This is a genomic window from Micropruina glycogenica (assembly GCF_900289045.1).
Taxonomy (GTDB): domain Bacteria; phylum Actinomycetota; class Actinomycetes; order Propionibacteriales; family Propionibacteriaceae; genus Micropruina; species Micropruina glycogenica.
On record NZ_LT985188.1, the window covers coordinates 2,523,926 to 2,541,283 of the forward strand.

12 protein-coding genes are annotated in these 17,358 nt (G+C 68.2%); 7 read left to right on the forward strand and 5 right to left on the reverse strand.

Annotated elements, in window-relative coordinates; translation table 11 throughout:
* Positions 1-20: 20 nt before the first annotated feature.
* Positions 21-6,788, reverse strand: coding sequence for a DUF7927 domain-containing protein (locus MPLG2_RS11920; protein WP_158681120.1), 6,768 nt, complete (start codon positions 6,786-6,788; stop codon positions 21-23).
* A gap of 240 nt (positions 6,789-7,028) precedes the next feature.
* Here MPLG2_RS11920 and xseA point away from each other — a divergent pair, with 240 nt between their 5' ends.
* From xseA to MPLG2_RS11935, 3 genes are all read left to right on the forward strand, one after another.
* On the forward strand, positions 7,029-8,258 hold the full coding sequence (xseA, locus tag MPLG2_RS11925; protein ID WP_105186317.1) for an exodeoxyribonuclease VII large subunit: 1,230 nt from the start codon (positions 7,029-7,031) through the stop codon (positions 8,256-8,258).
* On the forward strand, positions 8,255-8,473 hold the full coding sequence (locus MPLG2_RS11930; RefSeq protein WP_105186318.1) for an exodeoxyribonuclease VII small subunit: 219 nt from the start codon (positions 8,255-8,257) through the stop codon (positions 8,471-8,473). The genes xseA and MPLG2_RS11930 overlap by 4 nt, the downstream gene beginning before the upstream one ends.
* 314 nt (positions 8,474-8,787) lie before the next feature.
* Positions 8,788-9,306 carry a hypothetical protein gene (locus MPLG2_RS11935; RefSeq protein ID WP_105186319.1) on the forward strand — a complete coding sequence of 173 codons (519 nt, stop codon included), beginning with the start codon at positions 8,788-8,790 and terminating at the stop codon, positions 9,304-9,306.
* 188 nt (positions 9,307-9,494) lie between these two features.
* Here the strand turns inward: MPLG2_RS11935 and acs are convergent, their stop codons facing one another.
* Together acs and MPLG2_RS11945 are read right to left on the reverse strand one after the other, a co-directional pair.
* Positions 9,495-11,384, reverse strand: coding sequence for an acetate--CoA ligase (acs, locus tag MPLG2_RS11940; RefSeq protein WP_105186320.1), 1,890 nt, complete (start codon positions 11,382-11,384; stop codon positions 9,495-9,497).
* Between the two features lie 93 nt (positions 11,385-11,477).
* Complete coding sequence (locus tag MPLG2_RS11945; RefSeq protein WP_158681122.1) at positions 11,478-12,026, reverse strand: DUF4245 domain-containing protein; 549 nt, start codon at positions 12,024-12,026, stop codon at positions 11,478-11,480.
* Positions 12,027-12,057: 31 nt separating this feature from the next.
* Here MPLG2_RS11945 and MPLG2_RS11950 point away from each other — a divergent pair, with 31 nt between their 5' ends.
* The 4 genes from MPLG2_RS11950 (at position 12,058) to MPLG2_RS11960 (ending at position 14,225) form a co-directional block, all read left to right on the forward strand.
* Positions 12,058-12,675, forward strand: a complete 618-nt coding sequence (locus MPLG2_RS11950) for a phosphatase PAP2 family protein (protein WP_158681123.1) — start codon at positions 12,058-12,060, stop codon at positions 12,673-12,675.
* Between the two features lie 93 nt (positions 12,676-12,768).
* On the forward strand, positions 12,769-13,134 hold the full coding sequence (locus MPLG2_RS18515) for a hypothetical protein (RefSeq protein ID WP_158681124.1): 366 nt from the start codon (positions 12,769-12,771) through the stop codon (positions 13,132-13,134).
* Positions 13,056-13,712, forward strand: coding sequence for a polyamine aminopropyltransferase (locus tag MPLG2_RS11955; protein ID WP_105186323.1), 657 nt, complete (start codon positions 13,056-13,058; stop codon positions 13,710-13,712). The genes MPLG2_RS18515 and MPLG2_RS11955 overlap by 79 nt, the downstream gene beginning before the upstream one ends.
* A 9-nt stretch (positions 13,713-13,721) precedes the next feature.
* Positions 13,722-14,225 carry a MogA/MoaB family molybdenum cofactor biosynthesis protein gene (locus MPLG2_RS11960; protein ID WP_105186324.1) on the forward strand — a complete coding sequence of 168 codons (504 nt, stop codon included), beginning with the start codon at positions 13,722-13,724 and terminating at the stop codon, positions 14,223-14,225.
* Here MPLG2_RS11960 and MPLG2_RS11965 read toward each other — a convergent pair.
* The gene (locus MPLG2_RS11965; protein ID WP_158681126.1) at positions 14,189-16,798 is read right to left on the reverse strand and encodes a CDP-glycerol glycerophosphotransferase family protein; all 2,610 of its coding nucleotides are present in this window, start codon (positions 16,796-16,798) and stop codon (positions 14,189-14,191) included. The genes MPLG2_RS11960 and MPLG2_RS11965 overlap by 37 nt on opposite strands.
* Before the next feature lie 84 nt (positions 16,799-16,882).
* The gene (moaC, locus tag MPLG2_RS11970) at positions 16,883-17,356 is read right to left on the reverse strand and encodes a cyclic pyranopterin monophosphate synthase MoaC (protein WP_105186326.1); all 474 of its coding nucleotides are present in this window, start codon (positions 17,354-17,356) and stop codon (positions 16,883-16,885) included.
* Between the last annotated feature and the right edge of the window lie 2 nt (positions 17,357-17,358).

Genomic DNA, 17,358 nt, shown 5'->3' on the forward strand with positions numbered 1-17,358 from the left:
GCCACGACCGGCCCAGCGGTTCAGTCCCGGCGCCGGCGACGAGCCACCACCAGCGCACCCACGCCGCCGAGCGACAGCAGCAGGCCGATCAGCACGCCCTCGAGCGAGGCGTTGGTGCCGGTCTGCGGCAGCGGCGGGTTGGGTCCGTCGGGCTTCGGCGGCGTCTCGTGCGTTGTCGTGCACACCGTGCACTCACCACCGGGGCCGGGTGTGGCCACGTTGCGGAACGACACGTCGTAGGCGTCTGTGTTGACGTTCACCGTGTACGACAACGTCGCCTGTTCACCCGGCGCCAGATCGGGCACCGCCCAGGTCAACGTATTGCCCGTGACCGAACCACCTGCACCGACGGCGCCGAGGCTTGCATGCTGCAGCACGTCCGACAGGTCGTCGGTAACCGACGCACCGGTCAACGTCGCTTCGGCGCTGGTGTTGGTCACCGTCAGCGTGTAGGTGATCGTGCTGCCCACCGCGACCGTCGAACCGGACGCCGGATCAGAGGTCTTCTGCAGCGACCACGACGGGGTGTAGTGCTGTGTCGTGGTCGGGCACTCGCCGTCCTCCCACGGCACGTCGAGCGGCGTCACCGCGAGGCCCAAAGCGCGTCGAGCGTCGTCGCCGACCGGCACGCAGGGGCTGCTGCCGGGCGAGGTCACCTGGTTGCGCAGGGTCACGTTCCACGCATCGTCGTTGACCCGAACCGTGTAGGTCACCGTCACGAACGGGCTGTCGAGCACCGGAACCGTCCACGTCAACGCGGAACCCGTGATCGAAGCGGTACCGGCAGTCGTGGTGGGGCCGGTTACCAGGGTCGCGTTGTTCAGCACCGCCGACAGATCGTCGTTGACCACGACGTTCTGCGGGTCGACCCCGTCGCCACGAATCACGGTGACCGTGTACGTGATCTCGTCGCCCGGCTGCACGGTCGAACCCGACAGCGGGTTACTGCTCTTCGAGATCGCCCACTGCGGCGGCACCGGGGTGTTGACGACCGTGCAGGTGACGTTGTCGCCTTCGGCCAGGGTGACGGCGTCGTCCGTCACCGCGACCGGTGACTGGTCGGCCGCCACACACCTCCAGTCGGACGCGGTGTAGTTGGCCGGCCCCGACTCGCTGAGCGTGTATTCGCCGACCTCTACGGCCGCTGCGGTGACGGCAGGCGAACCGGTGACTCCGTTGATCGGGCTGGGGCCGGACGCGCTCAGCGTCCAGTCGGTGGCGACTGCCGTGCCCATGTTGTTCGGATCGTCGATCTGCTTGACGAGCGTGAGCGTCGGAGCGACCGCGGTGTTCGTGATGGTGCACGTCACGTTGCCGGCGTTGGGCACGGTCACGACGTCGTCGGCAACCACACCCCCGGTGCACTGCCACAGGCTGCCGTCGAAGCCGGCTGGGCCGGTCTCGCTGAGCTGGTAGTTGCCCGCGAACACCTCGACCGCGTCGACGCCGCCCGGCGTGGCCGGGTCGCCGTTACCGGAGACCGGATCCTGGCCGGTGATGCCTTGCGGGGTGGCGGTCAACGTCCAATCGGCGGGCACGCGGGTGGTGCCCGAGTTGTTCGCGTCGACCACCTTGACCAGCGTCAACTGCGCCGGCAGGTCGGAGTTGACGATGGTGCAGGTCACGTCGGTGCCCAGCGGCACAGTGACCGCCGCACCAGTCAGGTCGGCATCGCCGCAGTTCCACTCACCCGCGGCGTAACCACCCGGGCCACCCGCCTCAGACAGGTTGTACACGCCGGTCTGCACCACCGCACCGGTCACCGCTGGCGAGCCGGACACACCCGAGATGGACAGCGGGCCCACGCCGGTCAGCGTCCAGTCGGTGGCGATGGCGGTGCCGCCGTAGTTGTTCTGCACCTGCTTGACCAGGGTCAAGGTCGGGGCGATCGCGGTGTTCGTGATCGTGCAGGTCGCGTTGCTGCCGGCCGCCAGGGTCACCGACGACTCCGTCGAACCGGTGCCGCCCGTGCACACCCAAGCAGAGGCCGAGTAGCCGGGAATCGTCGACTCCGACAGTTGGTAGGTGCCCACGTTGGCCGTCGCGTCGGTCACGCTGGCCGAGCCGGTGGCACCACTGATCCTGGACGGGCCGTCGGCGGTCAACGTCCACGCCGTCGCCGCGGTGGTGGCGCCCGTGTTGCCGTTGTCGACGACCTTCACCAGGGTCAGCGTCGGGGCAACCGCCGTGTTCGTGATCGTGCAGGTCACGTCACCGCCGTTGGGTACGGTCACAGTGCTGCCGGTGACTGTGGCGGTGCCGCAGTTCCAGGCCGACGCCGTGTAACCGCTCGGACCGTCCGTCTCAGACAGCGTGTAGTTGCCGGCCGGAACGGTCTGGGCGGTGACCTCAGCAGAGTTGCCTGCACCGGTGACCGTGATCGAGCCGGCGGCAGACAGCGTCCAGTCAGCCGGGGTGGCCGTCGCACCGGTGTCGCCGTTGTCGACCACCTTGACCAGGGTCAGCAGCGCCGGCTGGTCGGTGTTGACGATCGTGCACGTCACGTTTGAGCCCGCCGTGATCGTGACCGTCGAACCCGACACGGTGGCGCCCGTGCAGCTCCAGGCCGACGCGGTGTAACCGGTGGGCCCGGCCTCAGACAGCGTGTAGACCCCGACCGGAACCACAGCATTGGTCACCGCGGCCGATCCGGTCTGGCCAGTGATGGCCGAAGCCGCGCTGGTGGCGGTCAGTTGCCAGGCGGTGGGCACGGCGGTACCGCCGTTGGCGTTCACGACCTGCTTCACCAAGGTGAGCCGTGGCGCGATCGCGGTGTTGGTGATGGTGCAGGTGACGTTGCCGCCGTTGGGCACGGTCACGGCGCCGGCAGCTAACGTGCCGCCGACACAGCTCCACGACGACGGCGTGTAGCCAGCCGGCCCGCCGGCCTCTTGCAGGGTGTAGCTACCTGCCGGGACGCTCTGGTTGGTCACCGCTGCGCTGTTGCCCGGCCCGCTGACGGTCGCCGGCCCCGTGGCCGACAACGTCCAGTTCGCCGGCACGGCGGTCGCGCCGGTCGTGCCGTTGTCGACCACCTTCACCAGGGTCAGCCGGGCGGGTTGATCGGTGTTGGTGATGGTGCAGGTGGCGTTCGAGCCCAGCGCCAGCGTGACCGTACTGTTCGTGAGCGTGGCGCCCGTGCACGTCCAAGCAGAAGCCGTGTACCCCGGCGGGCCGTCGGTCTCGGTCAGGGCATAGGCGCCCACCTGCACCGCGGCGTTCGTCACCGCAGCCGATCCGCTGGTGCCGGTGACCGTGACCGGCCCGGTACCGGTCAGAGTCCATGCCGTTGGCAGGGCGGTGCCGCCGTTGGCGTTGACCACTTGCTTCACCAGGGTGAGCCGCGGTGCGATGGCGGTGTTGGTGATCGTGCAAGTGGCAGAACTGGCCAACGCCAGGGTCACGCTCGTCGCGGTCGTCGACGCCGCACCGGTGCACACCCAGTTCGAGGCGGTGTAGCCCGCCGGGCCGGCCTCGGACAGATTGAAGGTGCCCACGGGAACCGCGGCATTGGTGACAGTGCCTGAGCCGGTGGCACCTGTGATCGTGCTGGGCCCGGCAGCCGTCAACGTCCATGCCGTTGCCGCGGTGGTGGCACCTGTAGTGCCGTTGTCAACCACTTTGACCAGGGTCAAGCGCGGCTGAATCGCGGTGTTCGTGATGGTGCAGGTGGCCGACGCGCCGTTGGGCAGCACCAGTGAGTTCCCGGTGAGGGTGCCCCCGGTGCACGACCAGGTGGACGCCGTGTAGCCGGCGGGCCCACCCGATTCCGACAGGGTGTAGGTGCCGGCGTTGACCGTCTGGTTGGTCACGGCGGCCGAGTTGCCCGGCCCGGTGACGGTGGTGGGGCCGGACGCGGTCATGGTCCAGTTCGCCGGTACTGCAGTGGCGCCGGTGGTGCCGTTGTTGACCACTTTGACCAGGGTGAGCTGAGTCGGCTGGTCGTCGTTGACCAGGTAACACGTGCCGCGCTGACCCGCCGTTAGCGTCACGTTGGTGGCGTTGACGCGAGCGCCGCCCTCGATAGAACACTGGATGGAGGTGTTGGCGTAGCCCGTCGGGCCGGTCTCACTCAACGCGTACGACACGCCGGGACGCACGGTGAAGTACTGCGCATCGGTCGCGGTTGCGCCGGGGCGCGTGACGGGCAGCAGCCCGCTGGGAAAGGTGCCGGTCGGTGTCGCGGTGAGATTCCAGTTGGCCGGCGTGGCCGTGCCGCCGTTGTTGTTGATCACCTCTTTGACCAGGCGCAACTCGGCCGTCCGGTTCGTTGCGGTGCACCTGACCCGACTGCCGAGAGGGACTCGGACGCCGCCGTTGATGCCGTCGGCGAAGCCCGGCACGACGTTGCCGGCGGCGTCGATCTCGACACACGCCATCGAGCCGGTCGACAGCGGGTTGCTCTCGAGGTTGGTGCGGTTGTCGTCCTGGACGTACTCCGGCGGGCCACCCGACTCACGCAACTGGTACACCACCCCGGGGGTCACCACCACGTTGGTCGCGGCGGCGCTGTCGCTGGCTCCGTTCGGGCCGGCGAGCGCGCCGGTCGGGGCGACGGCCTGCAGGTTCCATGCCGTGGGCAGGGCCGTTCCGCCGACGACCTCCTTGACCAGCGTGAGCCGGGCCGTACAGGTGACCACGTTGGTCACCATGAAGGTGTTGGTGGCAGTGCTCAGCGTGGCCGTGTAGGGCAGCGCGCTGGACGTGGTCGAACCGGTCCGCACGATGGTGGAACTGGTCAACGTGCACAGTTCAGGCATCGTGACGGTTTCGGCAACGGTCGCGGTGTTGCCGATGGAGTAACCGGTGCGGACGACTCCCCAGCCCTGGTTGCTCGCCGCCGCGCCGTTGGGCCCGGTCAGGGTCAACTGGGCCTGGAAGTCACCCGGCTGGTTGCCGTTGAGATAGCTGGTGCCGTTGATCGTCCAGGTCTTGTCGACCTGGATGGTGGCCGGCGGTTGCGGTGCCCGGTTGTACATGGTGCAACTGATCGCCGCCGATGACGGGGCATTGACCGTGAACCCCAACGTGGTGTTCGTGATCGTCACCGCCGCGCCGGTGGTCAAGTTGGTACAGACGGCGTTCTGGCTGCTCTGGGTGACCAGGGTGTAGCCCGATTGCTGGGTTTCGGTCACCGTTACCGGCGCAGAACTGGTGCCTCCGGGAAAGGTGAGCGGGAAGTTGACGGTGCCGGTGCCGTCACCGATGGTGGTGCGGCTCGCCGGCAGGCCACCGATCGCCGAGTTGGAGCTGCTGCCGGCGAAGGTCCAGCCGGCCCCGGCGACCGTGGCTCCGGAGATGTTCTCACCGGTGTTGGCGGAGGGGACGATCATCTTGGTCACCGACACCGAACCGGTGCAGTTGCCGAGCGCGAGGTTGCGCAGCGCCGTGCCGGCCGCGCCGTAGGTCGCCGCCTGGTAGTAGTCGGCGACCGCGCCGTTGCTGCCGTTGTAGGCGGTGGGACCCGAGATGGCGGCCAGGTTCTGGGCGGTCGCCGAGTCGCTGACACCGGCGCCGACGCCGAGCGCGATCACCCGGGCGCCCTGGCTGCGGATCGCGTTGGCCGAGAAGATGCCGTTCTCGACCTCGCGCAGCCGGGTGAAGTCACCGGGGCCCGAGGCCGGGTTGTTGTAGAAGGTGGGGTTGCCGTCGGTGATGATGATCACGATGTCGGGCACGTCGGTCGCATTGGCCACCGCTGCCAGCCCCACGTCCCAGTTGGTGCCGCCACCGGCGGTCCAGGTGGAGTAGCGGGCCTTGAAGGCGGTGCCCTGGGCAGCCGTGGCCACCGAGGTGAGGGCCGGGTAGTTCTGTGACGCGTTGTCGGCCGGCGTACCGCCGGAGAAGCTGAACAGCGACATGCGCGACGGAGTGCCCTGCAGGGCGTTGACCAACGTGTCGGCCGCTCCCCGGAGCGCGGTCACCTGGCTGCCGACCGAGCCGGACAGGTCGAGCAACAACGCCACGTCGAGACCACACGACGTCGGCAGGGTCGGGTTGGTCTTCGACAACTGCCAGATACCGCCCGAGGCCGTCCGGTTGGTGTTGCCGGACCCGACCATGAAGTCCTCGGTCGAGGTGTAGGTCTGGCCGCTCTGCAGTTGCGGCGTCTGGAACTGGTAGGCCGTGGTCTGCGAGTTCGTGCCGTCCCCCTCGCCGGTGCGCAGGGTCTGGTTCAACAGCCAGCCGCTGGGTGCCGAGATGGCCTTCACGTAGAAGCGGGCATTGCGGTTCGCCCCGCCGGGCTGGGTGTTCGGGACGGTGAAGTTGCAGTCGCCGTCTGCGTCAGATGTGCAGGTGTAGGACGGCGTCGTGGCGGTGGTCGTCGTATACAGGCCGAGCACCACGCCGGCCAGGCCCGTCACTCCGCTCACCCCGGTGCGGTTGCCGCCCACCTTGACGTTGACGATGCTCGAGTTGGTCGGAGGTGCCGGGATGGCCGCGGCGCTGATCCCGGTGCCGGCCGACGGCTTGCCCGAGGCGATCACCGAGGACTCCCCCGAGGGGGTGACCGTCTTACCCGTCGGGCTCGCGGTGGCGCTGGCCGTTGCAGACGGCTCGGCCGAAGCTGTAGTGGAGGGCTTGGGTTCGGCGGTGGCAATAGCGGTGTCCGACGGCGTTGCGGTGGGCGACGAGTCGTCGCGGGCCGCCGGGGTTGCGGGGTCCGAAGGACTCGGTGTGGGATCGGCCCACGCGGCGGTCGGGAGCCCACCGAACGTGACGAATACCGCCAGGGCACCAATCAGCGATTGGCGAACCCGCAATCGGCGGGTGCGGGCAGAAAGCACGACGAAATCCCCCTCAACGACACAACTGTCCCCACGGCGACGTGGGGACGGTCGTAAGACTAAGCGAATCTCGGCATGACAACGAAGGTTGCTGAACACTTGGTTGAGATCTACTAGGGAAACACGCTTCATCAGACGACGATCGTTATCAAACCGTTATCGCTCTCACGACAAATCGTGCCGCGCGGGAAGCGGAGGCATGAATCGCCCACCCCAGACGCCGAGACTAGGGTGCCTTAAGTGAGCCTGCAGTCGAGCCCCGATCAGCCCCAGCCGCTGCGCGTGGTGGTGCAGCAGACCAAGGCCTGGGTCGAGCGCTGCGGCACCGTGTGGGTGACCGGCCAACTCATCGAACTCAAGCGCCGGTCCGGGGCCGTCACGCACTTTCTGACCCTGCGCGACGCGGTGGCAGAGGTGTCGATGTCGGTGACCGCGTCGACCGCCGTGCTCGACGCTGCCGGGCCGTTGGCCGAGGGCATGGAGGTGGTCGCGCTGGTGCGGCCCACGGTCTGGACGCGCAACGGCTCGCTCAACTTCGAGTGCACCGACCTGCGCACCGCCGGTGAAGGCCGGCTGCTGGCCGCGATCGAGCAACGCAAGCGCATGCTGCAGGCCGAGGGGCTGTTCGATCCGGCCCGCAAGCGTGCACTGCCGTTTCTGCCCCGCGGCGTCGGCCTGGTCACCGGCCAGGGCAGCGCCGCCGAGCGCGACGTGCTGCAGGTGGCCCGACTCCGCTGGCCGGGGGTGCGGTTCGTCGTCCGGCACGCGGTGATGCAGGGCCAGGGTTGCGTCGAGGACGTCCGCGAGGCGCTGGGGGTGCTTGATCGCGATCCGAGCGTCGACGTGATCGTGGTGGCCCGCGGCGGGGGTTCGGTGCAGGACCTGCTGCCGTTCTCGGACGAGTCGCTGGCCAGGGCGGTGTTCGCCTGCCGCACCCCCGTGATCAGTGCGATCGGCCACGAGCCCGACACCCCGATCATCGACCTGGTCGCCGACGTGCGGGCGGCCACCCCCACCGACGCCGCCAAGCGGGTGGTGCCCGACGTGGCGAACGAGCGGGCGATGGCGAGCCAGGCCGTGCAGCGACTGCGTGGGGCGATGCTGCGCCTGATCGACCGCGAGGTGCAGACCGTCCACGCCCTGCGCAGTCGGCCGGTGCTCGCCGACCCATTGGGGCCGCTCACCGTACAAAGCGACCGACTGGACGAGCTGCGGCGGCGCTGCCGACGGGCCGCCCTGGTGCGGTTGCGTGAGGACGCCACATGGGTTGAGCACACGCTGAGCCGGGTGCGCGCGCTGTCACCGCGGGCGACGCTGCTGCGCGGATACGCAATTCTGAGCGACGCCGACGGGCTGACCATCGATTCGACCGCGGCCGTCGAAACCGGACAGGTGCTGAGGGCGATGCTGGCCGATGGCACACTGCACGCGCAGGTCACCGAGGTGGACCGCAGAGAGGACCCAGCATGACCGAGCAGACCCTCACCTACGAGCAGGCCAGGCAGCGCCTGGTCGAGGTGGTGCAGCAGCTCGAGTCGGGCTCGGTGCCGCTGTCGGCGGCGATGGAGCTGTGGCAAGAGGGCGAGTCGCTCGCCCGGCGCTGCCAGGAGTGGCTGGACGGCGCGCGCACCCGCATCGAGCAGACCCAGAGCGTCGAAGCGCAAGAATCTGCGGCTGATCAGTAACGACTGCGCGATACCTTTCGCCCAGTTCTGATCGAACGATCGATTCATATGCGAATCGTCCAAGATACCGGTAGGCTTGTGGTATATTAGTCTCCATGACCACGAAGCTTCCCGGAGGTGAACCAATGAGCACGCTCGATCGCTGGCTGGCTTCCCTCAGGATGATCACGGTGCAGGACATGCGCATTCAGCGCGACCTGCGCTGAGGGACCCCGAGCCCGGCCAAGCACGCGTAGTATCCGCGCCCCTTCGTTCATCGAACGAGGGGGCGTTCTCGCTGGTCGAGCCTGTCGAGACCCGGGTAGCGTCGAGGCGTGAACCTCAGGCCCGCCGTCGTGTGCGCGTGCCTGGTGCTGGTCGGCTGCAGCGCACCGGCGGTCAACGCGCCGGAGACCGCGACGAGCACCACCGCGAGCCCGGCACCCACCACGACCACGACGGCCACCACGACGGCCTACTCGACCGCTCGCTTCGCCACCACGCACCGCTGGCCCGACGGCCTGTCGATCAAGGTCGGCAAGCCGGCGCCGTTCGTGCCCAGCGGCTGGGTGCGCGAGGTGAACGCCTTCACCCAGTTTCGGGCGCTCACCGTCACCGTGGCCAATCGCACCGGCGCCACGTTCGATCTGCGCGACCTGCAGATCGTCGGACGCTCCGGCGGACGTGCAGCCGACCCCGTCCATGATCCCGGCAAGGTCGGCCCCGCGCCGCCGGCGAAGGTGGGCAAGGGCAAGACCGTCACGTTTCGCATCGCCCTGGGGGTGAAGAAGGCGGACGACCTGCAACTGCAGGTCACCCCCGACGCCGACCACCAGCCGGTGGTGTTCCGCTGACCCGTAATGGAGACGGTTCCGATCATCGTTCACCTCGAGAGTAAAACCCGTAGTCAAACCGCTACAGAACAGGCAAGGGTGGGGCCCCTCGTCCGTCCCCGTTACCGTTCACCGAGCCTGACGAGACCGAGTTTCGACACGCTCAACCAATCAAGTCGCGGTCAGGACGAGCTCGACCAGCGAAAGCCCTAGTCCTCGAGTGTGGTGAGGTCGCCCTCGTCCTGACCCAACGCGCGCGCCTTGAGCACCCGGCGCATGATCTTGCCCGAGCGTGTCTTGGGCAGCTTGTCGGGAAAGTCGATGGCGTCGGGCTTGGCGATCGGCGACAGGTGCGCGGCCACGTGCTTGCGCAGTTCCTCGCCGAGTTCCTTCGACCCCTCCACGCCCACGCGCAGGGTGACGAACGCGTGGATGGCCTGGCCCTTCACCTCGTGCGGCAGGCCGACGACCGCCGCCTCGGTGACGTCCGGATGCGACACCAGCGCCGACTCCACCTCGGCGGTGCCGAGCCGGTGCCCGGAGACGTTGATCACGTCGTCGGTGCGGCCGATGATCCACAGGTAGCCGTCGGCGTCCTTGCGCGCAGCGTCGCCGGCCAGGTACACCCCGGGGTACTTGGCCCAGTAGGTGTTCACGAACCGTTCGTCGTCGCCGTACAGGGTGCGGAACATCGCCGGCCACGGGTTCTTCAGCACCAGGAAACCCTCGTCGCCGTCCGGCACCTCGTCGCCGGCCTCGTTGTAGATGGCGGCGTCCTGACCGAAGAACGGCTTGCCCGCCGAGCCCGGCTTCTGCGGCTCGCCCGGCACCTGGGTGATCTGGAACATGCCGGTCTCGGTCTGCCACCAGGTGTCGATCACCGGGCAGCGCTCCTTGCCGATCACCCGATGGAACCACTTCCACGCCTCGGGGTTTATCGGCTCGCCGACGGTGCCCAGCAGCCGCAGGGAGCTCAGGTCGTGCCGGTTGGGCCATGCCTCGCCGAACCGCATCAGCGACCGGATCGCCGTCGGTGCGGTGTAGAACTGCGTGATGCCGTAGTACTCGACCAGTTGCCACCAGCGGGACGGGTAGGGGTACGTCGGTCCGCCCTCGAACAGGAACGTGGTGGCGCCGGTGAGCAGCGGGCCGTACACCAGGTAGGAGTGCCCGGTCACCCAGCCCGGGTCGGCGGTACACCACCAGCGATCCTCGGCGCGCATGTCGAAGCTGTACTTCAGCGTGGTGTAGGTGCCCACCATGTAGCCGCCGTGGGTGTGCAGGATCGCCTTCGGCTTACCCGTCGAGCCCGAGGTGTACAGAATGTAGAGCGGGTGTTCAGAATCGAGCTTCTCGGTTTCGCACTTGCCCTTGGCGATCGGCAGCGCCTGCAGGTCGTGGTACCAGTGGTCGCGCAGCGGGTCCATGGTCACCTCGCTGCCGGTGCGTTTCACCACGATCACGTTTTCGACCGTCGGTGAGAACCGAACCGCCTTGTCGACGATCTCTTTCAGCGGAAAGACGCTGCCGTTGATCCACGACCCGTCGGCGGTGATGACCAGTTTCGACTGCGAGTCGTCGATGCGGTCGGTCAGCGCGTCCGAAGAGAACCCGGCGAAGATCACCGAATGGACGGCGCCGATCTTGGCGCAGGCGAGCATGGCGAAGAACACCTCGGGGATGCGCGGCAGGTAGATGGTGATGCGGTCGCCCTTGACCACGCCCATCGCCTTCAGCACGTTCGCCATCATGTTGACCTGGCGGTTGAGTGAGAAGTAGCTGAAGGTGCGGCGCTCCTGGCCGTCCTCGCTCTGCCAGATCAGGGCCAGCTTGTTCTTGTTGGGCCCCTTGAGGTGCCGATCGAGGCAGTTGTGCACGATGTTGACCTCGGCACCGGTGAACCACTTGAAGAACGGTGCCTTCGAGCGGTCGAGCACCGCGTTCCACGGCTTGAACCATTCCAGTTCATTGGCCCGATCGGCCCAGAACTTGTCGGGGTCGGCCAGCGCCTCGGCGCGCAGCGCGTCGGCGTCGGGTACGTGGGAGTTGATCGCGATCGAGGGGTCGGGGTAGACGACATCGCCTTCGAGGTCAGCCATGAGGTGAATCTCCTGGGTTGGCGCCGGGTTGGTGTGAAAGCGAGACTAACGGGGCCACGCACCCGGTGGAAGGGACGCTCCGGTGCGAGCCGGCTACTGGTCCCGCAACGTGGCGGCGAAGGTTTCCAGCTCGCTGTAGGCCACGTCGCCGCTGACCACCACCGTGCTGGCTTGGCCGGTGCGCACCAGCAGCCGGGTGCGGCCATCAGGGCTCACGTAGCGCTGCCAGGGCACGTCGGCGATCACCGACTCGCCGTCGCTCACCGCGTCTTTCGACACCTCGCGAATCAGCCCGCGCGAATCGGTGTCGCGCTGATCGAGGCCCAGGTACATGCGGTCGGTGGTCAGGTAGCCCAGCTGCAGGGTGTTGCCCACCGCGGGCTGCTGGTTCAGCCCCGGCTGGCCCACCTTCGTCCACCGGGCCCGCACCACGGTCCAGCCGGCCGGAACGCTCGCGGGCACCGCGATCGCGTAGGGCGATTCGGCCTTGGCCGCGGCCACCACCGGCTGCCAGTCGACGGCGGTGACCTGCGGTTCGGGAATACGGCTGAACCACCAGTAGATGAGCACGACGGGCAGCAGCAGAATGACCACCGCCATCACCATTTGGGCGAAGGTTGGACTGGGACGACGGGCTGCCACCCGCCCATTGTTGCCCACTACGCTCGATGCCATGTCAGCGACCACCCGTGCGGCGCTCGGCGTGGCCGCTCTGGTGGCCGCGAACGTGGCGGCCGGACGCCTGATCACCGGCCCGCTACGCGACCTGCCGGCCGAGCATCGGCTCAACCACGACCTGCGGGCGCGCGGTGGCGATCGCACCACCACACTGGCCAACGCCCTGTCGCGCAGTTCGGACACCTCACGGGCGATCGCCCTGACCGGTCTGCTGCTGACCCGTGGACGCGGCCGGGCCGCGGCCGTGCCCGGCCTGGCGATGGCTTTGGCGTCGGCCACCCACGTGATCAGTTCGGCCCTGGTGGGCCGCGAGCGTCCGGCGCTGGAACGACTGGGCACCCACCAACCCACCAGCAGCTTTCCCAGCGGACACGTGGGTGCGATGACCGCCCTGGCCGTGGTGCTGGGCCGGCTCGCCGAACCGCTCCCCCGCCCGGCGCGGGTGGTGGCACGCGCCGCTCTGGTGGCCTACCTGGGCGCGCTGGGCTGGTCGCGGCTCTACAACGGCCAGCACTACGCCAGTGACGTGCTGGCCGGCTACGTGAACGGCGTGGCGTGTGGCCGAATGGCCAGGGCGGCCCTGACCGAGGACGCTCCCGAACGGATCGCCTGAGCCGAAGGCGGCGGATCCCCGGGCTCCAGTGACAGTCGCCCCCATGCGCACCGTGGTCGAGTTCTAGGCGCTGGCCCCGGATTCGGCGGTGTTGTGGCTGCGCTGCTGGGTACCCCTGGTCGGCTGGTTCAGCCTGGTTACGGCATCAACGAACTGGCCGGTCACGTATCGACGCTGCTGGTGGGCCAGGAGATCCTGGGCACCACCATCATCGTGTTCGGCATCGTCGCCTGGGTGGCGTGCCTGGCGTTGGCGATCCACGGCCTCGCGCCCGCCCTGCACGCCGTGAGCGCACCCGAGGGCACCGCCGTCGCGGCACTGGCCGCCTCACTGCCGGGCGTCGCGTTGCCGTGCAGGGGTCACCGGGCCACGATAACGGCGTGGAGGCACGCACCGAGATCTTGGCCCGTTCGAACACCCCGCACGGCGAGATCGCCCTGCGCCGTCGCGGCGACGTGATCGAGCTGATCGTCAACGGCGTGTTCGCCATGGACTCGACCCAGGTGACGAGCGAAGTGGACTTGGCCGACGCGGCCGGCGAGCGGCCGGGTGTGGTGGTGGTCGGGGGGTTGGGGCTGGGGTACACCGCGGCCCGGCTGCTGGCCAACGGTGCCCGCTTCATGCATGTGGTCGAGTTGGCCCGTCCGTTGATCGACTGGGCCGTGGCCGGTGTCACCGAGCAGCTGCAGCTTGTCGCCCACGACCCCCGGGTGCGGCTGCACCACGCCGACATCGCCGAATGGTTGCCGCGCCGCGAAGAATCGTTCGACGCGATTCTGCTCGACGTCGACAACGGCCCGGGCTTTCTGATTCACGACCACAACGCGCGGGTCTACGCCGCCGACTGGCTGGCGAGCGCCGTCGACCGGTTGGCGCCCGGCGGGGTGCTGGTGATCTGGTGCGAGAGCCCGTCGCCCGACCTGGCGCTGGCACTGGCCGCCTTGGGTGAGGTGACCGAGCGAGTGGTGACCGTCGAACGCGAGGGACGCATCTTCGACTACGCCCTCTACCTGCTGCGCCGTGACGATACGTCGTAGCGTGGTGTCATGACCGACATCGTGGGGGCCGTGATCACCGTCTCAGACCGGGCCAGTGCCGGCGAGTACGTCGACCGGTCCGGCCCCCGAGCCGTGGAGTTGCTGGCGCAGCACGGGGTGAGCGCCGACGTCACGGTGGTGCCCGACGACCCGGCCGAGATCAGGCGCGGCATTCGCACGGCGATCAAGGCCGGGGCCCGGGTGGTGCTGACCACCGGCGGCACGGGCATCGGGCCGCGCGACGTCACCCCCGAGGTGACCGCGGAGCTGTTCGACCGGCGGCTGCCCGGCATTACCGATGAGATTCGCCGGCGCGGGGCCCAGCACGTGCCCACCGCGGTGCTGTCGCGGGCCGAGGCGGGCATCGTCAAGCTGAAGAAGTGGCCGCCCGCGTTCGTGGTGAACGCACCCGGGTCGACCGGTGCGGTGGCCGACACGATCGCCGTGGTCGGCCCCCTGATCGCACATCTGCTCGATCAGTTGGACGGCGGCGGCCACTCGCGTTTCGACTGAGCGAGGACGACGTTCCACTGCTGGGCCGCCGACGCATTGTGGGCTTTGACATCGAACGAGTAGCCCGTGGGCACCCGACCCGCCACGAACGCCTGCAGCCCGTCGAACAGCTCGGCGGCGGTGAAACCGGTGAGGTATTGCCCCTCGGGCACCATCACCGACGGCGCCGAGGCGAAGCGCGCCAGTACGATCGGGAGGCCAAGTTGTCGCGCCTCTGCCACCGCCAGCGAATAACCTTCGTGGGTCGACGGCAGCACGAAGCAGTCGGCCTGGTCGAGCACCGTGAACGGGTTGCGCAACTGGCCGGTGAAGCAGACCCGGCCGCCCAGTTCGGGCCCGGCGGTCAGTTGCCTCAGTTCGGCCAGCATCGGCCCGCCACCCACGACGAACAAACGAGAGTTGGGGTGTTGGCCCACGAAGTCGGCGAACGCAGCGATGAGCTCGACCAGATTCTGCTGCGGCGACAGCTCACCCATGGTGACGAAGCGCCGGTACGGCTCCCCCGAATCGGGCGCAGGGGCGGAGTCGTTCAGTTGCGCCGTGTGCACCGTCGCGTTCGCGTCGACGCTGACGTCGGCGACGATCAGACTGGGCCGCACCCGCCATTCATCACGCCACGCACGTGCCTGATTCAGCAGGCTGGGCACCCGGTCAGGGTCGATCATCGCCTCGGCGGCCACGAACGTGACCGTGGGAAAGGCCGCCCTCGCGCGTGTGAGCAGGTGCGAACTCGGCACCACCACCGCATCGGCGGCACGATAGAGCGCAGTCAGCGCCCCCCTAGTGAGGGATCTGTCGCCACCCCCGGCCGGTTTCGCGGCGGTCAGCCAGTCGAGTTCGGCGGCCACGTCCGTTGGCCTGCTGATCAGCAAGGCGCCCTGCGTGTTCTGCCTGGCCATCCATGCGAAAAGCCCCGGGCGCCTGCTGGCGTCCACGATGACGTCGAACTGTGCGTCGCCGAAACGGCGCCGCCACTCGCGCTCCAGCACCGGCTGCAGGTTCATCCGGCGGACAAGAACGTCAGGCCCGTGCCGACTCAGATACCCCAAGGCGCGCGCCTCGTTGGGCAGCAGCGCCGAGCCGGCCGCGCGCACGAAGACCCGTACGGTGGTGAGCCGTTCGATGTTGGCCCGGCTCGCCTTGGCCTCGCCACACGCGACGCTCACGTCGTAGTGAGCCGGATCAAGGCCGGCCGCCAGCGCCAGCACTGCCTCGGTGTCGCCGTGATCGTCCAGTTCGGCGGCATGGATCAGGACTTTGGTGAGACCCGGATCGTCGAGCCGCACGATGGCACCCTCGGGCGCCTCACCGCGAAAGACCGCGTCGACGGTGCGCTTCGCAGCGTGCCCGTCGTCGCCGGCGCACACCATCGCCTTCAGCCGGGCGTAGCGCTCGGCGCAGTCATGCGACACGGCACCGAGGTCATTGATCCATTCGGCGATCGTTGCGGCGTCGTCGGTGACCGGCCCAGGAAGCTCGTCGGGGGTGAAGTACAACCCGCGCTCGGCGGTGTAGTCAGCCAGATCGGGCACGTAGAACAAGATCGGACGATCGGTGAGCATGAAGTCGAAGAAGATGCTCGAATAGTCCGAAACCAAGATGTCGACCGCAGCCAAGAGCGCATTTGCGTTGACATGCCGGGGAACGTAACGGCCGCTCTGCTTCTGCTCGTCGGTGAGCCGGTTGTAGTGAAAGGTGTGTGGTTTGACGAGCACCTGGTACTCGTCGGTGTCGATGCGCTCGTGCAGCGCGTTTCTGAACTTCTCGAGCTCGTCGGTGCCGGCCCGCACGTTACCGATGGTGCCCCGCCACGTCGGGGCGTAGAGCACGATCTTCTTCTGCGGGTCGATCTCCACACCGCGCGAACGCAGATCGTCGATCACCTGCGCTCGAGAGGCGGTCAGCAAGGTGTCGTTGCGGGGGTACCCGAGTTGCAGCAAGCACCCCCCGTAGAGGCCACGCAGCCGGTACGAGTCGGCGTACATTCTGGTGGTCAGCGCGTTGGGCGAGATGAGGTAGTCGGCCATCATCAAGTCGCGCAACACATTGCGGCTGACGAGGTTGCCCCTGGGCGCGTCGAAACCCATGCGCTTGACCGCTCCGGCACTGTGCCAGCTGTTGACGTACACCTGGCCCGGCCGCTTCGTGAAATAGGCCGGAAAGACCGCGTTCTGAATCAGGTACGTGGCAGTGGCCAGCGCCTTGCGGTATTCGTCGGTCTTGAAGCGAACGAACCGGACGTTCGGTCGGTGCGCGTATTCGGCCCTTCGCCGCGCCAATTCGGTGACGCTGTCGAGCACCCACACGTGTTCGAGGTGGGCAAACTTCGGATCGTCGAGCAACTCGCGAAAGATCGCGTAGGGATTGCATGACATGGCCGACCCCGAATGGGTCTGATACAGCACCACGTGGGGGTTGCGCTTGATTGAGCGGTAGTAGCGAACCCATTGCCGTGCATCGTGACCGGACGAGTCGTCGGCACCCGCCGTGACGAAAAAGGCGGCCCGCCGCCGAGCATTTCGCAACCGCGCGAAGAGCTTTCGCACTGGGGCCCGGGCAGCGGACAGATCCATGCGGACAAGCCCTTTCTCGACCCCTCGGCGAACGATCAAGGCGACCATACACGAAGGGCAACTGCCGTGTGATCGGCATCTGGCTCAGGGTTGGTCGCGCACCCAATCACCGCTGCGGCCACCCGATTTGGCCGTGATGCGACATTGCGTGATCGCCACGGAACGATCGACGCCTTTCACCATGTCGACGACGGCAAGCGCCGCCACCGCAACCGCGGTCAGCGCCTCCATTTCGACGCCCGTGCGGTCGGCGGTTCGAACGGTGGCGGTGATCTCGACGCCCGTGTCGGTGATGGCCAGGTCGACCACCGCGCCGTGCACGCCGATCACATGCGCCAGGGGCAGCAGGTCGGGCACCTTTTTGGTAGCCGCAATTCCCGCCACCCGGGCCACCGCCAGCACGTCGCCTTTGGGCACGGCGCCCGTGCGCAGCGCCTCGACGACCTCGGCCGAACACGTCACGCTGCCCTGCGCCGTCGCCTGACGAACGCTCGGCTGCTTGGCCGTCACGTCGACCATGCGGGCCGCCCCCTCGTCGTCCAGGTGAGTGAACTGCATCG